The 20,048-nt window shown below is 70.1% G+C and carries 18 protein-coding genes and 1 riboswitch; of the genes, 15 read left to right on the forward strand and 3 right to left on the reverse strand.

Annotated features, from left to right (window positions below; genetic code table 11):
- Positions 1-3: 3 nt before the first annotated feature.
- Both argE and ACX9GQ_RS10345 read left to right on the forward strand, forming a co-directional pair.
- Positions 4-1,194, forward strand: coding sequence for an acetylornithine deacetylase (gene argE, locus ACX9GQ_RS10340; protein WP_459629448.1), 1,191 nt, complete (start codon positions 4-6; stop codon positions 1,192-1,194).
- 31 nt (positions 1,195-1,225) lie between these two features.
- Positions 1,226-1,795, forward strand: coding sequence for a MarR family winged helix-turn-helix transcriptional regulator (locus ACX9GQ_RS10345; RefSeq protein ID WP_459629449.1), 570 nt, complete (start codon positions 1,226-1,228; stop codon positions 1,793-1,795).
- Between the two features lie 4 nt (positions 1,796-1,799).
- Here ACX9GQ_RS10345 and ACX9GQ_RS10350 read toward each other — a convergent pair whose 3' ends face one another.
- Positions 1,800-2,648: an ABC transporter substrate-binding protein gene (locus ACX9GQ_RS10350; RefSeq protein WP_459629450.1), complete on the reverse strand. Its 849-nt coding sequence runs from the start codon at positions 2,646-2,648 to the stop codon at positions 1,800-1,802.
- Positions 2,649-2,713: 65 nt separating this feature from the next.
- Positions 2,714-2,917, forward strand: a riboswitch (cobalamin riboswitch).
- Positions 2,918-2,950: 33 nt separating this feature from the next.
- Between ACX9GQ_RS10350 and ACX9GQ_RS10355 the strand changes: the two genes are divergently transcribed.
- From ACX9GQ_RS10355 to ACX9GQ_RS10375, 5 genes are all read left to right on the forward strand, one after another.
- Complete coding sequence (locus ACX9GQ_RS10355; protein ID WP_459629451.1) at positions 2,951-4,966, forward strand: TonB-dependent receptor plug domain-containing protein; 2,016 nt, start codon at positions 2,951-2,953, stop codon at positions 4,964-4,966.
- A gap of 25 nt (positions 4,967-4,991) precedes the next feature.
- Positions 4,992-6,023, forward strand: a complete 1,032-nt coding sequence (locus ACX9GQ_RS10360; protein WP_459629594.1) for a FecCD family ABC transporter permease — start codon at positions 4,992-4,994, stop codon at positions 6,021-6,023.
- Positions 6,020-6,805, forward strand: coding sequence for an ABC transporter ATP-binding protein (locus tag ACX9GQ_RS10365; protein WP_459629452.1), 786 nt, complete (start codon positions 6,020-6,022; stop codon positions 6,803-6,805). The genes ACX9GQ_RS10360 and ACX9GQ_RS10365 overlap by 4 nt, the downstream gene beginning before the upstream one ends.
- Before the next feature lie 68 nt (positions 6,806-6,873).
- Positions 6,874-7,476, forward strand: coding sequence for a TetR/AcrR family transcriptional regulator (locus tag ACX9GQ_RS10370; RefSeq protein WP_459629453.1), 603 nt, complete (start codon positions 6,874-6,876; stop codon positions 7,474-7,476).
- A gap of 57 nt (positions 7,477-7,533) precedes the next feature.
- Positions 7,534-9,531 (forward strand): polysaccharide biosynthesis protein, encoded by a 1,998-nt coding sequence (locus tag ACX9GQ_RS10375; RefSeq protein ID WP_459629454.1) that lies wholly within the window; start codon positions 7,534-7,536, stop codon positions 9,529-9,531.
- Here ACX9GQ_RS10375 and ACX9GQ_RS10380 read toward each other — a convergent pair.
- Both ACX9GQ_RS10380 and ACX9GQ_RS10385 read right to left on the reverse strand, forming a co-directional pair.
- Positions 9,452-10,393, reverse strand: coding sequence for an NAD-dependent epimerase/dehydratase family protein (locus ACX9GQ_RS10380; protein WP_459629455.1), 942 nt, complete (start codon positions 10,391-10,393; stop codon positions 9,452-9,454). The two genes, ACX9GQ_RS10375 and ACX9GQ_RS10380, sit on opposite strands and share 80 nt — an antisense overlap.
- Complete coding sequence (locus ACX9GQ_RS10385; RefSeq protein ID WP_459629456.1) at positions 10,390-11,436, reverse strand: MraY family glycosyltransferase; 1,047 nt, start codon at positions 11,434-11,436, stop codon at positions 10,390-10,392. The genes ACX9GQ_RS10380 and ACX9GQ_RS10385 overlap by 4 nt, the downstream gene beginning before the upstream one ends.
- Before the next feature lie 156 nt (positions 11,437-11,592).
- Here ACX9GQ_RS10385 and ACX9GQ_RS10390 point away from each other — a divergent pair, with 156 nt between their 5' ends.
- The 8 genes from ACX9GQ_RS10390 to ACX9GQ_RS10425 all read left to right on the forward strand — a co-directional run bounded on the left by ACX9GQ_RS10390 (position 11,593) and on the right by ACX9GQ_RS10425 (position 20,047).
- On the forward strand, positions 11,593-12,192 hold the full coding sequence (locus tag ACX9GQ_RS10390) for a tetratricopeptide repeat protein (protein WP_459629457.1): 600 nt from the start codon (positions 11,593-11,595) through the stop codon (positions 12,190-12,192).
- A gap of 129 nt (positions 12,193-12,321) precedes the next feature.
- Complete coding sequence (locus ACX9GQ_RS10395; protein ID WP_459629458.1) at positions 12,322-13,920, forward strand: ABC transporter substrate-binding protein; 1,599 nt, start codon at positions 12,322-12,324, stop codon at positions 13,918-13,920.
- 171 nt (positions 13,921-14,091) lie between these two features.
- A complete protein-coding gene (locus ACX9GQ_RS10400) occupies positions 14,092-15,105 on the forward strand; it encodes an ABC transporter permease subunit (RefSeq protein ID WP_459629459.1) in 1,014 nt (337 codons plus the stop codon).
- The gene (locus ACX9GQ_RS10405; RefSeq protein WP_459629460.1) at positions 15,095-16,006 is read left to right on the forward strand and encodes an ABC transporter permease subunit; all 912 of its coding nucleotides are present in this window, start codon (positions 15,095-15,097) and stop codon (positions 16,004-16,006) included. The genes ACX9GQ_RS10400 and ACX9GQ_RS10405 overlap by 11 nt, the downstream gene beginning before the upstream one ends.
- A gap of 3 nt (positions 16,007-16,009) precedes the next feature.
- Positions 16,010-16,999 carry an ABC transporter ATP-binding protein gene (locus tag ACX9GQ_RS10410; RefSeq protein ID WP_459629461.1) on the forward strand — a complete coding sequence of 330 codons (990 nt, stop codon included), beginning with the start codon at positions 16,010-16,012 and terminating at the stop codon, positions 16,997-16,999.
- The gene (locus ACX9GQ_RS10415) at positions 16,996-17,955 is read left to right on the forward strand and encodes a dipeptide ABC transporter ATP-binding protein (RefSeq protein WP_459629462.1); all 960 of its coding nucleotides are present in this window, start codon (positions 16,996-16,998) and stop codon (positions 17,953-17,955) included. The genes ACX9GQ_RS10410 and ACX9GQ_RS10415 overlap by 4 nt, the downstream gene beginning before the upstream one ends.
- Positions 17,956-18,022: 67 nt before the next feature.
- Positions 18,023-18,373: a RidA family protein gene (locus tag ACX9GQ_RS10420; protein WP_459629463.1), complete on the forward strand. Its 351-nt coding sequence runs from the start codon at positions 18,023-18,025 to the stop codon at positions 18,371-18,373.
- 60 nt (positions 18,374-18,433) lie between these two features.
- Positions 18,434-20,047 carry a GMC family oxidoreductase gene (locus tag ACX9GQ_RS10425; protein WP_459629464.1) on the forward strand — a complete coding sequence of 538 codons (1,614 nt, stop codon included), beginning with the start codon at positions 18,434-18,436 and terminating at the stop codon, positions 20,045-20,047.
- Position 20,048: the final 1 nt, after the last annotated feature.

Below are 20,048 nucleotides of genomic sequence, written 5' to 3' on the forward strand. Positions count from 1 at the left end.
CGCATGGCACAGCCCGGCCCCGCAATGGCCCCGGATGCCCGGACGATGGCACGGCTCGGCGAGATCCTCGCCTTCGACACGGTCTCCCGCAATTCGAACCTCGCCTGCATCGACTGGGCGCGGGCACACATGGAGGCGCACGGCGCCACCTGCCGCCTCGACTTCAATGACGACCGGACCAAGGCGAACCTCTTCGCCACGTTCGGCGAGGGGCCCGGCGGGATCGTGCTGTCGGGCCATGTCGACGTCGTGCCCGTCGACGGGCAGGCCTGGACCGTGGATCCGTTCGCACTGACGGTCCGCGACGGCAAGGCCTATGGCCGCGGCGCCTGCGACATGAAGGGCTTCGACGCGGTGGTGATGGGCCACGTCCCCGACTATGCCGCCGCGGCGGCTGCCGCCGGCGAGCCGATCCATGTCGCCTTCACCTACGACGAGGAGCAAGGCTGCCTCGGCATCCCGCGGCTGATCTCCGCGCTGGAGGCGTGGGACATCCGCCCGCGCGGCGCCATCATCGGCGAACCCACCTCCATGCGGCTCGTCAGCGCCCACAAGGGCGGCTACGTCTGGCGCTGCCGCGTGACAGGCAAGGCGGCGCATTCATCGCTGACGCACCAGGCGGTCAACGCCATCGAGTACGCGGCGCGGATCGTCGCCCGCATCCAGGACATCAGCGACCGGGAGCGGACGTCGGGCCTGCGCGTCGAGGGTTTCGACGTTCCGTTCACGACGATCTCGACCAACCTCTTCTCGGGAGGAAACGGCCCGAACATCGTGCCGGCGCTGGCCGAGTTCCTGTTCGACTACCGCTACGTGCCGGGCTTCGACCCCGACACCATCATCGGGGAGCTGAGGGCGCTGGCGGCGGAGCTCGAGCCGCGGATGAAGGCGATCGACCCGGAGGCCGGCATCGCCTTCCTGCCCGTCAACCACATCCCTGCACTCGACGCGAGCCCGGAGGACGCCGTTTTCGGGCTCGTTCACGGCCTCCTCGAGGACCGGACCGTCGAGAAGGTCGCCTACGGAACAGAGGCGTCGTTCTTCCAGCGCTACGGGGTGCCGAGCGTCGTCTGCGGTCCGGGCTCCATCGCGCAGGCCCACAAAGCCGACGAGTTCGTCACGCTCGACCAGCTCGCCGCCTGCGACCGGATGATCGACGGGCTGCTGCATGCCATGGCCCGCCGGGGCGTTTGACAGCGGCGGGCGGGGGCGACACAAGCAGACCATGTCGGACACCATGCGCAAGACGCGAGCCACGCGGTCCGCCGGCCGGGCATCCCCGGCGGGACTGGCGACGCGCCGCGCGGTCGCACCGGCCGACGAGACGCCCGCGGTCGACCTGGAAACGCGCGTCGGCGCCGACCACCACCTATCCGTGCGGCTGTGGCTGCGCATGCTGTCGTGCACCAACATCATCGCGGCCGAGCTGCGCCGACGGCTGCGCGAGGAGTTCGATTGCACGCTCCCGCGCTTCGACCTGATGGCGCAGCTGGAGCGAGCGCCGGACGGGCTGAGCATGTCCGAGGTGTCGCGCCGGATGATGGTGACGAACGCCGCCATCACCGGCCTTACCGACCGGCTCGTGCAGGACGGGCACGTGGAGCGGGTCGGCGACAGCGCCGACCGCCGGGCCTTCCGCGTGCGGCTGACGCCGGAGGGCCGGCGCTACTTCCTCGCGATGGCCCGCAAGCACGAAGGCTGGGTGGTCGAGCTGTTCTCCGGGCTCGACGACCGCAAGAAGTCGCAGCTGCGCGATCTCACCGGCGAACTCAAGCGCAACCTGCGGAACGCCTGAGCGCCTACCGCGCCACCTTCGCGGCGGCCGCGAGCACGGTCTCCACCAGCTCGGGCACGGACGGACCGCCACAGATGGTCAGCCTGTCGGGGATCGTGATCCGCTTCGACGCGGGATAGCGTGCCGCCATGGCCGGATGGACGAGGAGGGCCGAACCCTGGTCCTCGGCGGAATCGTCGCCGTCCGAGACCACGAGGAAGTCGGGTCCCGCCCGGAGCAGGGCCTCCAGCGAGACGAAGCCTCCCTCCGAGAGGCCGAGGCCGGGCGCAGCGTCGGCGAAGCCGGCCGCCTTCAGGATGGAGACCGTCAATCCGCCCGAGGCGGGCACGTAGCCGCGGCGCTCGAACAGCAGGACGCTCCGCCCCGTGCGCGGCGCGGCGCGGGCCCGACCGAGGGCCTCGTCGATCCCCGCGACCAGCGCCTCGCCGCGCTCGGGGTGGCCGAGGCGGGAGGCGAGGGTCCGGATCTGCGCCCGACCGTCGTCGAGCGAGGTCCACGGGCCGAGTTCGAGCACGGCCAGCCCCTGCCGTCTCAGCATCTCGCGCGTCGCGCGGCTGTCATAGGGGCCGATCAGGACGAGGTCCGCAGAGAGGCGCGCGATGTCCTCGCCGCTGCCCCGGTTCTGCGGCAGCCCGCGGGCTAATGCGGCCATGTAGGAGAAGCGGGCGTCTGTCGCGAAAGGACTCAGCGAAGCGATCTGCTCGCGGTCGGCGAGCGCCAGCAGCAACTGGTCCGTGCAGAGGTTGGCGGATACGACGCGCCTCGGCGCCTGTTCAGCAGCGGCGTGGGCAACGCCGAGAAGCAGGGCCAGCGCGACCGCGCCGCTGCGTAGAAATGCGGACGTTGTTCCCAAGTCACACCGGTGGGGCTCGACCAAAGATGGCATTTCCGTGGCTTGCGGCCGACGGTCGCAACCCGTAACCATAAGGGGGCATGGGTGCCCCGGGTTCAAGCCGGGGTGAAACGGGAATGCGGTCGGATCCTCCGGGATCGATGCCGCAGCTGCCCCCGCAACTGTAGGCGGTGTGCCTTCTCCAGACGGCCACTGGGCGCGAGCGCCCGGGAAGGCGGAGGGAGGCGGAAGCCGCGAGCCAGGAGACCGGCCCGTGCTGTGTTCAACCCCGGATCCGTCGGAGGGACGGATGGAGGATAACCATGCACGCCGTACCCCGGCGTCGTGCATCCATGCACGGCGCACAACCTCCGATTGCCCCTAGCCGGGCCACAGGACGTCCCGCGCTGGCCGCTCTCGTCGCGGCCGGCCTCGCCGCCCCGGCCCTGCCGGCCCTGGCGCAGGACAGTGGCGAGAACGCCATCGTCGTCACGCCCTACCGCTCCCCCACCGCGATCAGCCGGGCCGGAACGGACATCACCGTCGTCAATCGCAAGGACATCGAGGAGAAGGGGCAGCGCAACATCCTCGACGCGATGCGCGGTCTTCCCGGCGTCGACGTCCGCCAGGCCGGCAACATCGGCAACATCGCCTACGTGACGCTGCGCGGATCCTCGCCCGGCCAGACGCTGATCCTCGTCGACGGTGTCCGCATGGGCGACACGACCTCGACCGACGGCTCCTTCGACTTCGGCACGTTCAACGCCACCGACATCGAGCGGATCGAAATCCTCAAGGGCCCGCAGTCCGCTCTCTACGGGTCCGACGCCATGGGCGGCGTGATCAACATCATCACCCGCAAAGGCAGCGGCCGGCCGAAGGGCTACGTCTCCGTCAACGGCGGCAGCTACGGATCGAAGGGCCTGCAGGCCGGCGTCTCGGGCGGCACTGAGACGCTGTCCTACTCCTTCTCGCTCAACGGGCAGGACACGACCGGATTCAGCAGCTACGGCTACCGCATCGGCCGCATCCCGCAGGTCCTGGAGAACGACAACTCGTCGAAGCTCGCCGGCACCGGGCGCATCGGCTGGAAGCCGGCCGACAACGTCGAGTTCGAGATCGGCGGGTCGAGCTTCTATACCTTCATCCAGTTCGACGACAACGCGGCCGACAACCCGCTGAACAAGCAGCAGGCCTACGTCTCGGCCGGCTACACCAAGGCGACGATGACCGGCTTCGACGGCCTGCTGCGGTCGAGCCTCCTCGTCTACCTCAACCGGACGGATCGGTTCACCAACACGTGGTTCCCTCCGGGCTTCTTCCCCGCCTTCTATGGCTCGACCGACTACCGTGGCACGCGCACGGGCGTGGAATGGCAGAACGACCTGAAGCTCGGGAACTATGGGCTGCTGATCTTCGGGCTCAAGTCGGAGACGGAAGCCGGCTACGCCAAGTACGGCGACGTTCCGCGCAACAAGTCCACCCAGACGATCTTCCTCGACGACACCCAGACGACGAACTCGGCCTTCACACTCTGGCAGGTGCCGGTGGGTGAGCGGCTGAGCCTGTCGTTCGGCGGCCGCGTGGACGACGTGACGACGGCCGGGACGTTCTGGACCTGGCGGACTACGGCCGCCTACCTGCTCGACGAGTACGGCACGAAGCTCCGCTCCAGCGCCGGCACCGGCGCGAAGGCGCCGACGCTCTACCAGAAGTTCAACACAGGCGACCCCAACGGGACCGACGACCTGCAGCCGGAGCATTCGATCGGCGTCGACGCCGGGATCGACCAGCGCTTCATGAACGGCCGCCTGACCTTCTCGGCGACGGCGTTCTACAACCGCTATCGGGATCTCATCGACTTCCGGTGGCTGCCGGGGTTCAACTTCGAGTACTTCAACGTCGCCCGCGCCGTGACGGCAGGCGTCGAGACCTCGGCCTCCTACGTCATCGTTCCGGACGAGTGGAGGCTCAACGCCAGCTATACCTACCTCTACGCCGAGAACCTCGAGACCAACACGCCGCTCCTCCAGCGCCCGCGCAACAAGGCCAGCGTCGGCCTCGTCTACACGGGCATCAGGAACCTGGAGATCGAAGGCCGCCTCATCGGCGTTTCGTCCCGCTACGACTTCCTGTCGCAGGACCTCGTGACCAACGACATCACGCGCGTGAAGCTGGCGCCCTATGCGCGGCTCGACGCATGGGTGCGCTACAAGGTCGACGACACGTGGTCGCTGTTCGCCAACGCGGTCAACCTGACGAACGCCCACTACCAGGAGGCCTACAACTACGGTACCGCAGGGCGGTCGTTCTACGCGGGGATCCGGGCGCAGTGGTGAGCAGCGAGGCAGCCGGGGCATGAGCATGGCGGCGGGAGCGCATCCGGCCGCTCGCGGAGCGGGAGACATCGGGCTCCTCGCCGGCCTCGTCGGCCTGCTCCTGCTGCTGATGCTGGTGTCGCTGGCGGTCGGTCCCGCCGGGCTCACGCTGCCCGAGGTCGTCCAGGGGCTCGTCGCCGGCGACGGGGTCGAGGGCCTCGTCATCCGCGACATCCGGCTGCCGCGCACTCTTCTCGCCGCCATCGTCGGCGCGACGCTGGGCATCGGCGGCGCCGCGCTCCAGGGGCTTCTGCGCAACCCCCTCGCCGACCCCGGCCTGTTCGGCGCGCCGCAGGCGGCAGCGCTCGGGGCCGTCATCGTCCTCTATGCAGGCCTTGCGGGCGCGCTGTCCTTCGCCCTGCCGGCAGCCGCCATCGCCGGAGCGGCGCTGTCGGTGATGCTCGTCGTGACCGTGGCCGGGCGCGATCCCGGCATCACGGTGCTGCTGCTCGCCGGCCTCGCCGTATCGAGCCTCGCGGGGGCCGGGACGTCGGTGGCTATCAACCTGTCGAGCAATCCCTTCGCCATCACGGAGATCGTGTTCTGGCTGCTGGGGTCCTTCGAGGACCGGTCGTTCCGCCACGTGCTGCTCGCGGCGCCCTTCGCGGTGGCGAGCTGGGCGCTGATCCTGTCGCAGGGGGAGGCGCTCAGGGCGCTGACGTTGGGCGACGAAGCGGCCGAGAGCCTCGGCGTGCCGGTGGCCCGGGTCCGGCTCCTGCTCGTCGCCGCGGTCGCCGTCGGCGTCGGGGCCTGCGTGGCGGTGACCGGAGCGATCGGCTTCGTGGGGCTCGTCGCCCCGCACCTCGTGCGCGGCGCGGTCGGCGCCGATCCGCGGCGCGTGCTGGTGCCATCGGCGCTTGCCGGCGCCGCGCTGACGCTCGCCGCCGACATCGCGACGCGGCTGATCCCCGCCACCACCGAGCTCAAGGTCGGGGCGCTGACGGCCATCATCGGCGTGCCGTTCTTCCTGTGGATCGTCTCCCGCAGCCGGGGGATGTTCGGCGGAGCGCCGGCATGACGGCGCAGCCGCTTCTCATCGCCGAGAAGGTGCGGGTCCTGCTCGGATCGCGCGTTGCCGTGCAAGGAATTGATCTACGGTTGTCGCGCGGCGAGTTCGCGTGCGTCGTCGGCCCCAACGGGGCCGGCAAGACGACGCTCCTGCGCGCGCTGGCCGGGCTGGTCGCGCACGAGGGCAGCGTACAGGTCGGCGTGGCGCCAGTGCGAGGGTTGCGTCCGGCCGAGCGGGCGCGCCGCGTCGCCTACCTGCCGCAGTCGGGAGCGGTGTCCTGGCCGCTGCCCGTGCGCGACGTCGTGGCCCTCGGGCGGATGCCGCACGGGGCCCGGATCGACGCGCTCGCGCCGGCGGACCTGGCCATCGTCGCCGATGCCATCGCACGAACCGGCCTCGAGGGCTTCGAGACGCGGCTCGCCACGGCCCTCTCCGGCGGCGAGCGCGCCCGCGTGCTGCTGGCGCGCGCCCTGGCGGTCGAGGCCGACGTGCTGCTGGCGGACGAGCCCGTGGCCTCGCTCGATCCCCGCCACCAGCTGGCGATCATGGGAGTCCTGCGGGCCGAGGCGCGGCGCGGGCGCGCGGTGGTGGCCGTGCTGCACGACCTGGCCCTCGCGGCGCGCTACGCGGATCGCATCGTGATGATGGAGGACGGTGCCGTCGTCGCCGACGGTTCGCCCCGTGACGTGCTCGATTCCGCCCGGATCGCCGCCGTCTTCGGCATCGACGCGATCACGGAGGACCGGGACGGTCGCCCACTCGTGATCCCGTGGTCCATTTCACGTCGCTGAGGGTGGTAAATCTTGACGATTGACGCCAATCGTCATAGATAAAGGCCCTCGGGGGAGACGGGAGAGCCATGTCCGACATCGCGGAGCACAAGGACGTCGACACGCGCTGTCGCATCATAGCACAGGCGGAGCGCTTCTTCCGCACCTTCGGCTACCAGAAGACGACCGTCGCCGACATCGCCAAGGCCCTGAAGATGAGCCCGGCGAACGTGTATCGCTTCTTCGATTCGAAGAAATCGATCAACGAGGCCGTGGCCCGACAGCTGATGGGCGAGGTGGAGGCCGCGCTGCAGGCGATCGCCGACGAGCACGGACCGGCCCAGGACCGGGTCGCACGGTTCGCCCGCACCATGCACCAGATGAACGCGTCGCGTTACGTCGGCGACCGGATGATGCACGAGATGGTGTCGGTCGCCCTCGACGAGAGCTGGTCGATCGTGCACGAGCATCTGGTGCGGGTTCGCAGGATGATGGCGAAGATCATCGCCGACGGCGTGGCTCAGGGCGTCTACACGGCAACGGACCCGATGGCGGCCGCAGGGTGCGTGCATGCCAGCCTCGTCAAGTTCTGCCATCCGCAGCTGATCGCCCAGTGCGCGGAAGGCGACCCGGGTCCCGACATCGACACGATGATCGGATTCATCCAGCGCGGGCTCGGCGCGCAGACCTGATCCGGCACAGCCGGCGGTCGATTGACATCGCCGGCTGCCGGACGGATACCCCAAGCCATGAGCGCACTCACCAGCCTCGGCCGGCACAAGAAGGCGGCGGTGGTCCTGCACGACGCGGTGGTGACCGCGGCGGCGTTCACCAGCACCTTCTTCCTGCGCTTCGAGGGACCGATCCTCGACGAGCGGCTGCCCTACCTGCCGTGGCTGGTGCCGCCGTTCGTCGCGCTCGCCGCGCTGGTGTACTGGTTCTTCGGCCTCTACCAGTCGCGCTGGCGCTTCGCCTCGATCCCGGACCTGTCCAACATCGTCAAGGCGGTGACGGTCCTCGCCGTCGCGCTCCTCGTGCTCGACTACCTGCTCGTGGCGCCGACGGCCTATGGCGGCTTCTTCTTCGGCAAGATCTTCATCTTCCTCTACTGGATGGTGCAGATCTTCGCGCTCGGCGGGCCGCGGATCGTCTACCGCTACGCGCGCTACATGCGCTCGCGCGAGCAGGGCGCGCGACGCGGCACATCCCCGGCGCTCGTGGTGGGGCGCAGCGCCGAGGCGGAGATCGTGCTGCGCGCCATGGAGGCCGGGCAGATCAAGCGTTTCCACGCCGTCGGCATTCTGTCCACGCGCGATGGCGATCTCGGCCAGACGATCCGGGGCGTGCCGGTGCGCGCCCACGTGCGCCGGCTGGAGGCCGTCGTCGCGGATTTCGTCGAGCGGGGCCAGTCGCCTCGCCGTCTCATCGTGACACCGTCGGCTCTCGCGCCCGATGCCCAGCCAGAAGTTCTCCTCGCCGCATCGCGCAGGCTCGGCCTCAGCGTCATGCGGTTCCAGACGATGGATGACACCGCCGCAGGCGACGTCGCCATGGCGCCGGTGGAGATCGAGGACCTGCTCCTGCGCCCGACGGTGGAGACCGACCGCGGCCGGCTGGACCGCCTCGTCCGCGGGCGCCGCGTGCTCGTCACCGGCGGTGGCGGCTCGATCGGCAGCGAACTTGCCCTGCGCATCGCGGCCTTCGCGGCCGCCGACCTCGCCATCGTGGAGAACGCCGAGCCGGCGCTCTACCAGATCACCGAGGCGCTGACGCGGCTCGACACGCCGACGCGGGTGCACGGGATCATCGGAGACGTGCGCGACCGCGACAGGATGCATCGGGTGATGGCCGAGTTCCGGCCCGACCTCGTGTTCCACGCGGCGGCGCTGAAGCACGTGCCCTACCTCGAGCAGGACTGGGACGAGGCGATCAAGACCAACGTCGTCGGGTCCGTGAACGTCATGGACGCCGCCGCGGCCGCGGGCGTGCGGACGATGGTGATGATCTCGACCGACAAGGCCATCGAGCCGGTGTCGATGCTCGGCGCGACCAAGCGCTTCGCCGAGATGTACGCCCAGGCGCTGGACGCCCGTTTCGCCGCCGAGGGCAAGGGCGATGCACCGCGCTTCGTCTCCGTGCGCTTCGGCAACGTGCTGGGCTCGAACGGGTCCGTCGTGCCGAAGTTCAAGGCGCAGATCGCCCATGGCGGGCCGGTGACGGTGACCCACCCCGACATGGTGCGGTACTTCATGACGGTGCGGGAGGCGGCGGAGCTGGTGCTCACCGCGGCGTCGCATGCCGATACCGACATGCGGGCGGCGGCTGCCGTGGAGGCGGGGGACCGCCCGTCCGTCTACGTCCTGAAGATGGGACAGCCCGTGCGCATCCTCGAACTCGCGGAGCGCATGATCCGGCTCGCCGGCTTCGAGCCCGGCACCGACATCGAGATCGCGTTCACCGGCGTCCGGCCGGGCGAGAGGATGCACGAGATCCTTTTCGGCAAGGAGGAGCCGACGGTCGAGACGGGCGTCGCCGGCGTCATGGCAGCGAAGCCGTTCTTTGCCGATGCGGACCGGATGGGCGCCTGGATCGAGCGGCTCAAGCGAGCGGTCGCGGACCACGATCGTGCCGCTGGCGAGGCCGTGCTGGCGGAGGCCGTTCCGGCCCTCAGCCGCGACGTTCCGGCGCCAGCCAGCGCTCAATCCCTTCCCGTGTCGACCCCACGGGTGGCCGCCAACCCTGCCTGACGAGCCGCCCTGGGCTCGCGACCAGCGGGCCTGCGACGCGGTCCCAGGCATCCCCGAGCCCGGCGAGGCGCAGCCCGGCGGCCAGAAGGGCCGACGGCAGCGGCAACAGCATCGGCGAACGACCCATGGCCTGGCGCATGATGCGCACCAGCTCGGCAAGGCTGACGGGAGCGGGATCGGCCACGATGAACGGGCCGCGCAGCGGCTCCGGCCGCTCGAGAGCGAACGCGGCCGCGTCGCAGACCGACCTCGCGGCGACCAGCGAGCGAGGAGCGTCGAGCCCCGCGAGCGGGAGCGGGACCGGCAGCCTCGCAAGCGAAAGGAGGCGGGCGACATTGCCCTTCACGCCGGGACCGTAGATGACCACCGGCCGCAGCGCCGTCACCGCGAGGTCGAGACGCGCGAGGCCTTCCTCCGCGGCGATCTTCGAGCGTCCGTAGGCATCGGTCGGGCGAGGCGCGTCGTCCTCAGTCAGGACGCCCGGCGCGGTCGGACCGGCCTGCGCCCGGATCGAGGAGACGAACACGAAGCGCCCGACGCGGCCCGCGGCGGCCTCGCCCAGGGCGAGTGTCGCGTCAGTATTCACGCGCCGGTAGAGATCCTCGTCCAGCCCCGGCCCGACATGGGCGATCGCCGCCGAATGGACGACGGCATCGACCCCCTCCAGCAGCGGGCGCCAGTCGCACGAGCCGCCGAGATCGGGCCCGGCCACGGTTTCCACGCCCGGTCCGAGGTCGAGCGGCTGCCGGAGCGGCGCGCGCACCTCCCAGCCCGTCGCCACGAGGGCCGGCACGAGCTGCCGGCCGAGAAAGCCCGACGCGCCGGTGACGAGGACCCTGCCTGGGCGGCGGGGCCCGCTCACGCGGCCACCGCCGCGCGCGGCCGCACGAGATCGGCCATGAGGATGGCGACGACGGCCACGGCTGCGCCACAGGCCGCAAGCACGCTGCCAACGGATCCCGCGAAGGCAGCCGCGATGGCCAGCGCCCCCAGCACGAGGTTCGCGGCGAAGATCCGGGTGACGATACCGCTGACGGTCAGGCCCCGGCCGGTCGCGCGTTGATAGAAATGCGTCCGGTGGGCCTCCCAGACCTTCTCGCCGCGGGCGAGGCGGCGCAGAAGCGTGATCGTGGCGTCGGCCAGATAGTAGAGCGGGAGGATCGCGGCGGACGCGAGCGCGCCCTGTCCGCCCAGGCGCACGAGAGCATAACCGGCAAGGAGGCCGATCGGGAGGCTGCCGACGTCCCCGAGGAAAAGCCGGGCGACCGGCCTGTTGTACGGCGCGAAGCCGAGCAGGGATCCGGCGAGGGCGGCGGCGACGACCGCCGCTGCCGCGGGCGCGATGCCCAGCACTCCCAGCAGCACGACCACGGCGGACAGCGGCACGAACTGCGCCGCCGTGATCCAGTCGATGCCGTCCATGAAGTTGGTCAGGTTGACGAACCACAGCCCCCCGATCACGAGCAGGCCCCGCTCGATGCCCGCGGGCAGCAGGCCCGGCAGAAGGCGGACCTCGGCCGGCAGCGCGGCCACCGTGGCGCCGACGGCGAGCAACTGGACGAGGAAACGCGGCAGGGCCGGCAGGGGCCGGATGTCGTCCCAGGCGCCGAGGACCGCCAGCACCACCGCCGATGCGAGAAGAACGGCGAGCGACCGGATCTCGTCCGCCGCCGGGGGACGGAGAACCGCCAGAAGAGCCAGGGTCACGACCGTCACGCCGACGACGGCGATCCCTCCCCCCTGCGGCGTGGGCTCGCGGTGGCTCGAGCGGGCATTCGGCCGCGCCAGGGCGTAGCGGCGCAGGAGCGGCATCAGCGGCGGGATGACCAGCGCCGCCGCCGCCGCGCAGGCGAGCGTCACCCCGGCGAGAGCCGGGACAGAGAGCAGCGTGTCGAAGTCGGTCATCAGCGCCGCACCTCCATGCCCGGCGATCCGGCGGCACCATAGCCAAGCCGCGACCGGCGACAAGCGGATTGCCGAACCCCGACATGCGGCGATTATCCGGTGCAACGTGTCCCCGGGAGCACTCCCTCCGCCGCCCCGCTGCCCTATGTTGGTGCCATGAGCATTCGCGTCGACGTCGCCCAGGATCCCGTCACCCGCCACGTCACCGGCAGCCGGATCGACGAGGTCTTCGCCCTCGTCATGGACCTCCCTCACCGCAAGCCGGCCGTCTCCCTGCCCCGGCGCCTCGACAGCCTGTTCCGGGAGCTCTCGCACCACGAGCCGGCGCGCCATCCCGACGACATCGAGGACCTGATCTGGGCGCACTGGATCTCGCACCCGGATTCCTCGGCCTCCGGTTCGATGGCCATCGCCATCGAGGCGATGGGCGCCGGGGCCCTCGACCTCGCCCTTCCGGTGCTCGACGACCTCGTGGAGGCGTTCCCGGACTGGGCGGAGGCCTGGAACAAGCGCGGCACGCTTCACTTTGTCGAGAAGCGGGACGCGGCGGCGGTCGACGACATCGCCCGCGCGCTTCAGCTCGAGCCGCGTCACTTCGGCGCGGTGTCCGGGTTCGGCCAGGTCTGCCTCCGGCAGGGACGGTTCGCGGAAGCCAAGGCGGTGTTCCAGGTGGCGCTGCGCATCAATCCGCATCTCGAAGGGCTTCGCGAAGCCATCGTGGAGATCGGCGACACCGACCGGGGCCTGCTCCATTAGGTCGCGGGCGCGACATTGTCCGTCGCGTCTGCGTGGATTGCGTGCCGCATTAAAACGAGATTAGTTTCTCCCCAGAACGCCCCTCGGACAGGCCATGAGGGCGCGACAATCGATCCAGAGGGGAGAACGATGAGCCTGAACGCGAAACGGGGACTGCTGGGACTGGGCCTCGCGGCCCTGCTGATGGGCACCACGGCGGTGTCCGCCAAGACACTCGTGTACTGCTCCGAAGGCAGCCCGGAGAACTTCACGCCGGCGCTGAACACCACGGGCACGAGCTTCGACGCCGCCCGCCCGGTCTACAACCAGCTTGTCGAGTTCGAGCGCGGCTCGACCAAGGTGGTCCCCGGCCTCGCCGAGAGCTGGACCGTCAGCGAGGACGGCACCGTCATCACCTTCAAGCTGCGCAAGGGCGTGAAGTTCCACAGCGTCACCGGCTTCAAGCCGACGCGCGACTTCAACGCCGACGACGTCCTGTGGTCGTTCAACCGCCAGTGGAAGGCTGACCACCCGTACGCGAAGATTTCCGGCGGCAAGTACGACTACTTCGCCGACATGGACATGCCCAAGCTGCTCAAGAGCATCGAGAAGAAGGACGACTACACGGTCGTCATGACGCTCAACGAGCCGAACGCGCCGATCATGGCCAACCTCGCCATGGACTTCGCGTCGATCCACTCTGCCGAGTATGCGGACCAGCTGCTCAAGTCCGGCAAGCCGGAGACGTTCGACCAGGTTCCCGTCGGCACCGGGCCGTTCTCCTTCGTCGCGTACCAGAAGGACGCGGTGATCCGCTACAAGAAGAACCCTGACTTCTACGGCGAGAAGGCGCTGGTCGACGACCTCGTCTACGCCATCACGCCCGACCCGACCGCGCGCTACTCGAAGCTGAAGGCCAACGAGTGCCAGTTCGTGCCCTATCCGCGCCCGGCCGACCTCGCCGAGATGCAGAAGGACCCGACCCTGCAGGTCATCAACCAGCCGGGCCTGAACATCGCCTACTGGGCGTTCAACAACCAGAAGCCGCCGTTCGACAAGAAGGAGGTCCGCCAGGCCTTCAACATGGCGATCGACAAGGCGGCGATCATCCGTGACGTCTATCTCGGCGCCGGCGTGGCGGCGAAGAACCTCATCCCGCCGACGCTCTGGTCCTACAACGACGCGGTGAAGGACTACCCGTACGACCCGGCCAAGGCCAAGGAGATGCTGCAGAAGGCGGGCGTGGCCTCGCCGCTGGAGATCGACCTCTGGTACATGCCGGTGCAGCGGCCCTACAACCCGAACGCCAAGCGCATCGCGGAGATGATGCAGGCCGACCTCGCCAAGGTCGGCGTCAACGCCAAGCTCGTGACCTACGAGTGGGGCGAGTACCGCAAGCGCGCCCAGCAGGGCGAGCCGATGACGGTGCAGCTCGGCTGGACGGGCGACAACGGCGATCCGGACAACTTCTTCTTCCTGCGCGGCTGCGCCGCGGCCCGTCCGGGTGGCCAGAACATCGCCAAGTGGTGCAACAAGGACTTCGACGACCGCATGAAGAAGGCGGCGTCGACGGCCGACGTGAAGGAGCGCACCAAGCTCTACGAGGAGATGCAGGCGATCATGAAGGAGGATGCTCCCGACCTGACGCTCGCGCACTCCATCGTCTTCGAGGTCATGCGCAAGGGCGTGACGGGCTACAAGCAGAGCCCGCTCGGCGGCCACAAGTTCAACGGCGTCGACGTCCAGTAAGGCGATCCTTGCCGGTCCCGTCGGGGCCGGCAGACCCTTCGCCGGCCCGCGGTTCGCCGCGGGCCGGTTCTTGCATGGAACTGCCGGTTCGGGGGCACACCTTGCCCCGGGGAATGACGCCTCCTCCATCAGCGAGCCCGCGTCCGCGCGGTCCCAGCCAGCCAAGGCCCGATGTTCAAGTTCCTGCTCCGGCGCGCCGCGCTGACCCTGCCGACCTTCTTCGCGCTGATGTTCGTGACCTTCGTCGCGATCCGCCTCGTGCCGGGCGATCCGGTGGAAGTGCGGACCGGCGAACGCGGCATCTCACCCGAGCGCCTCGCCCAGTTCCGCCACGAGCTCGGCCTCGACCAGCCCGTCTGGAAGCAGTTCCTCGACTACGTCTGGAACCTGCTGCACGGAGACTTCGGCACCTCGATCGTCACCAACGAGAAGGTGACGACGGAGTTCTTCCAGCTGTTCCCGGCGACGCTCGAACTCGCCTTCTTCGGCATGATGTTCGCCATCATCGTCGGCATCCCGGCCGGCGTGATCGCGGCGCTGAAGCGCGGCAGCATCTACGACCAGGCGCTGATGGGGCTGTCGCTGACCGGCTTCTCCATGCCGATCTTCTGGTGGGGCCTGCTGCTCATCATGTTCGTGTCCGAGCGGCTCGGCCTCACGCCGGTCTCCGGGCGCATCGACCTGATCAAGTACTATTTCGAGCCCGTCACGGGGTTCATGCTGATCGACGCCCTGCTGTCCGACCAGAAGGGCGCGTTCTGGTCGGCCCTGCACCACCTCGTGCTGCCGGCCATTGTGCTCGGCACCGTGCCGCTGGGCACGCTGGCGCGCATGACGCGCTCGTCGATGCTGGAGGTGCTGAGCGAGGACTACGTGCGCACCGCGCGGGCCAAGGGGCTGAGCCCGTTCCGCGTGATCGGCCTGCACGCCTTGCGCAACGCGCTCATCCCGGTCGTCACCATCGTGGGGCTCCAGGTCGGCTCGCTGATGGCGGGGGCCGTGCTCACCGAGACGATCTTCTCGTGGCCGGGCGTCGGGAAGTGGCTGATCGAATCCATCGGCCGGCGCGACTACCCGGCCCTGCAGGGCGGCATCCTGCTCATCTCGTCGGTCGTCATCCTCGTCAACCTGACCGTCGACATGCTCTACGGCTCGATCAATCCGAGAATCCGCCATGGCCGCTGACGTGACCCTCGCCAAGGCACCCGCAGCGGCGCCTGCGCCGCCCGGCCCGCTGCGCTCCTTCTGGCTGTCCTTCTCCGAGAACCGCGGCGCCGTCGCGGGCTTCGCGGTGCTGATGGCGATCGTCCTGCTGGCCGTCTTCGCGGACTTCATCGCCCCCCATTCGCCCGTCGAACAGTTCCGCGACTTCACCAAGCTGCCGCCGGCATGGGTTGATGGCGGCAACTGGAGCTTCCCGCTCGGCACCGACGCGCTCGGCCGGGACATGGTGTCGCGCCTGATCTACGGGGCCCGCATCTCGCTCTTCATCGGCCTCGCCGTGATGATCGTCTCGGTGCTGCTGGGCGTGGGACTGGGGCTCACCTGCGCCTTCCTCGGCGGCGTCTTCGACACGCTGGTGATGCGCGTCATGGACCTCATCATCTCCGTGCCCGGGCTGCTGCTCGCCATCCTGATCGTCGCGGTGCTCGGCCCGAGCCTCGCCAACACCATCGTGGCGGTGACCGTGGTGTTCCTGCCGCGCTACGTGCGCCTGGTGCGCGCCTCGGCGATGGGCGAGATCGGCAAGGAGTACGTCACCGCTGCGCGCGTGGCCGGCGTCGGGCGCCTGCGCCTCGCGCTGCGCACCGTGCTGCCGAACTGCCTCGCTCCCCTGATCGTGCAGGCGGCGCTCGGCGTCTCGGAGGCGATCCTGGAGGCGGCCGCCCTCGGCTTCCTCGGCCTCGGCGCGCAGCCGCCGATCCCGGAGTGGGGCGCCATGCTCGCCGACAGCCGCGAGTTCATCCGCTCAAACCCCTGGATCGTCACGCTGCCGGGCCTCGCCATCCTCGTCACGGTCATCTCGATCAACGTGATGGGCGACGGCCTGCGCGACGCGCTCGATCCCAAGCTGAAGAGGAGCTGAGCCATGAGCCTCCTCGAGATCCGCAACCTCTCGGTCTCGTTCACGACGCGATCCGGGCCATTCAAGGCGGTCGACGGCGTCGACCTCACGGTCGACCAGAACGAGGTGGTCTCCATCGTCGGCGAGTCGGGCTCCGGCAAGTCCGTGGCGATGCTCGCGGTCATGGGACTGCTGCCCTGGACGGCGACGGTGACGGCCGACCGGCTCGCCTTCGACGGCAAGGACCTGCTGAAGATGGGCGCGCGGGAGCGCCGCAGCATCGTCGGCCGCGACATCGCGATGATCTTCCAGGAGCCGATGACGTCGCTGAACCCATGCTTCACGGTCGGCTTCCAGCTCGGCGAGTCGCTCAAGACCCATCTCGGCATGGACCGGACCGCGCGACGCAAGCGCTCGATCGAGTTGCTGGAGGAAGTCGGCATCACCGACCCGACCCGACGCCTGACGGCCTTCCCGCACCAGCTGTCGGGCGGCATGAGCCAGCGCGTGATGATCGCCATGGCGATCGCCTGCCGTCCGAAGCTGCTCATCGCCGACGAGCCCACCACGGCGCTCGACGTCACCATCCAGGCCCAGATCCTCGACCTGCTGCTGCGGCTGCGGCAGGAGACCGGCATGGGCCTCGTGCTCATCACCCACGACATGGGCGTCGTGGCGGAGACCGCCCACCGCGTGGTCGTGCAGTATGCGGGACAGCAGGTGGAGCAGCAGGCGACGCAGGGCCTCTTCGCCGACCCGCACCACCCTTACACCTCGGCGCTGCTCGCGGCGCTTCCGGAGCGGGCCACGGGACGGGTGCTGCCGTCCATCCCCGGCGTCGTGCCGGGACAGTTCGACCGGCCCGCCGGCTGCCTGTTCTCGCCGCGCTGCGCCTTCGCCGACGAGCGCTGCCGCGCCGTGCCGCCACGGCCGGCGTCCCCCGCGGAGGGGTTGGCGCTGTGCCATTATCCGCTGGTCGGCGGCGTCCCCACCGGCAAGGAGCGCGCGGCATGACGGTCGTCCTGGAAGGGCGGGACCTCGCCCGCAACTACGAGGCGAAGCGCGGGTTCTTCTCGCCCGTCGCGCAGGTGAAGGCGCTCGCCGGCGTCTCCTTCGACCTTTCGGCCGGCAAGACGCTCGCCGTCGTCGGCGAATCCGGGTCGGGCAAGTCGACGCTGGCCCGCCTCGTGACCATGATCGAGCAGCCCACCGCCGGGACGCTGAAGATCAACGGCATCGACCTCGTCGGCGCCACGGCCGAGCAGCGGCGCACGCTGCGCCGCGAGGTGCAGATCGTCTTCCAGAACCCCTACGGCTCGCTCAACCCGCGCCAGACCATCGGCTCGGCGCTCGAGGAGCCGCTCGCCGTCAACACCGACATGCCGGCGGCCGAGCGGCGCGAGGCGGCGCGCGCCATGATGGCGCGGGTCGGGCTGCGGCCGGAGTTCGTCGACCGCTACCCGCACATGTTCTCGGGCGGGCAGCGCCAGCGCATCGCCATCGCCCGGGCGCTGATGCTGCGTCCGAAGATCCTCGTCCTCGACGAGCCGGTGTCGGCGCTCGACGTGTCGATCCGGGCGCAGGTCCTGAACCTGCTGGCCGAACTGCAGCAGGAGTTCGGCCTCGCCTACCTGTTCATCTCGCACGACCTCTCGGTGGTACGGCACATCGCCGACGACGTGATGGTCATCTATCTCGGCCACGCCGTGGAGGTGGGCACGCGCGAAGCGATCTTCAGCGCGCCGCAGCACCCCTATACCCGCGCGCTGCTGTCGGCCACGCCGGTGGCCGATCCCGGCGCCAAGAAGGAGCGGATCGTGCTGCAGGGCGAGCTGCCGTCGCCCTTCGACCCGCCGAAGGGCTGCCCGTTCAACCCGCGCTGCGCCCACGCGATGTCGCGCTGCAGCATCGAGAACCCGGCGCTGGCCGAGAAGCACGGGCGCAAGGTGGCCTGCTGGGCGGTGACCTGACGCGGGCGCAGTAGCGCAGCCGCCGGCGTCCTGCTACTCCACGGGTCCCATCGACAGGGAGTCCAGCATGACCATCCAGCGTATCGGCTGCGGCCCGCGCATGAGCGCCGGCGTCGTCCACGGCAACACCGTCTATCTCGCCGGCCACGTCGCCGACACCGCCCGCGGCAAGAGCGTCGGCGAGCAAACGCGCGACATCCTCGCCCAGATCGACAAGACGCTCGCCGAGGCCGGCACCGACAAGACGAAGATCCTGTCCGCCAACATCTGGCTGACGGACATCAAGACCTTCGCCGAGATGAATGCGGTGTGGGACGCCTGGGTGGTGCAGGGCCACACCCCGGCACGCGCGACGGTCGAGGCGAAGCTCGCGCATCCGGACTTCACGGTCGAGATCGCCGTCGTCGCGGCCCGCTGAGGCCTACCGGCGCCCCTCGCCGCCGCCTATCTTGGGCGGACGGGGGGCGCGGGACCGACCATGACGCAGGGCGCGGAGAGCTACGACTTCATCGTCGTCGGGGCGGGATCGGCCGGCTGCGTGCTGGCCAACCGGCTGTCGGCGGATCCCGGCCGGCGCGTCCTCGTGCTGGAGGCGGGGGGGCGCGACGACTGGATCTGGTTCCACATCCCCGTCGGCTATCTCTTCGCCATCGGCAATCCCCGCTCGGACTGGATGTTCAGGACCGAGCCGCAGCCCGGCCTCAACGGCCGGGCCATCGCCTATCCGCGCGGCAAGGTCATCGGCGGGTGCTCCGCCATCAACGCCATGATCTACATGCGCGGGCAGGCGGCCGACTACGACGGCTGGCGCCAGCTCGGTCTGCCGGGCTGGGGCTGGGACGACGTGCTGCCCGCCTTCATCGCGATGGAGGACCACGTCTCCCCGCCGAACGCCTTCCACCGCTCGGGCGGCGAGTGGCGCGTCGAGTATCCGCGCGTGCGCTGGGACATTCTCGACGCGTTCCAGGCGGCCGCGCAGGAGTGCGGCATCCCCCTCGTCGACGACTTCAACACCGGCGACAACGAGGGGGTCTCGTACTTCCAGGTGAACCAGAAACGCGGCCGGCGCTGGAGCGCGGCGCGCGGCTTCCTCAAGCCCGTGCTCGGCCGGCCCAACCTGCGGCTCGAGACTGGCGCGCTGACGGAGCGCATCCTCGTCGAGGACGGCCGGGCCGTCGGCGTGGTCTACCGGGTCGGCGGGCAGAAGCGGATCGCCAGGGCGCGCGAGGTGGTGCTCGCGGCCGGCGCGGTGGCGTCGCCGCAACTCCTCGAGCTGTCGGGCATCGGCAACGGGGCGCGCCTGCAGGCCCTCGACATCCCGGTGGTGCGCCATGCGCCGGGCGTGGGCGAGAACCTTCAGGACCACCTGCAGGTGCGCCCGATCTACAAGGTGCAGGGCGTGCGCACGCTCAACGAGGACTACCGCTCGCTCCTGAAGCGGGCGGCCATGGGCCTCGAATACGCGCTGTTCCGCACCGGGCCGCTGACGATGGCGCCGTCGCAGCTCGGCGCCTTCACCCGCTCGTCGGCCGACCACGCGACGCCGAACCTGCAGTTCCACATCCAGCCGCTGTCGCTCGACAAGTTCGGCGACCCGCTGCACCCCTTCCCGGCCTTCACGGCCAGCGTCTGCAACCTGCGGCCGGCGAGCCGCGGGCACGTGCATGCGACATCGCCGGACCCGACGGCCGCGCCGGCGATCAGCCCCAACTACCTCTCCGCCGAGGAGGACCGGCGCGTGGCGGCCGACGCCCTGCGGATCGTGCGCCGCGTCGTCGCGGCGCCGGCTCTGGCCCGCTACAGGCCGGAGGAGTTCCGCCCCGGCGCGCACCTGTCGGGCGACGATGAACTCGCCCAGGCGGCGGGCGACGTCGCGTCGACCATCTTCCACCCGGTCGGCACGGCCAAGATGGGCGTCGCCGAGGATCCGACGGCGGTGCTTGACGAGCGCCTGCGGGTGCGCGGCGTTCCCGGCCTGAGGATCGCGGACGCGTCCGCCATGCCGCGCATCACCTCGGGGAACACCAACTCGCCCACGATGATGATCGCCGAGAAGGGCGCCGCGATGATCCTGGAGGACTGCCGTGGCTAGG

This window comes from Alsobacter sp. R-9, assembly GCF_054612375.1.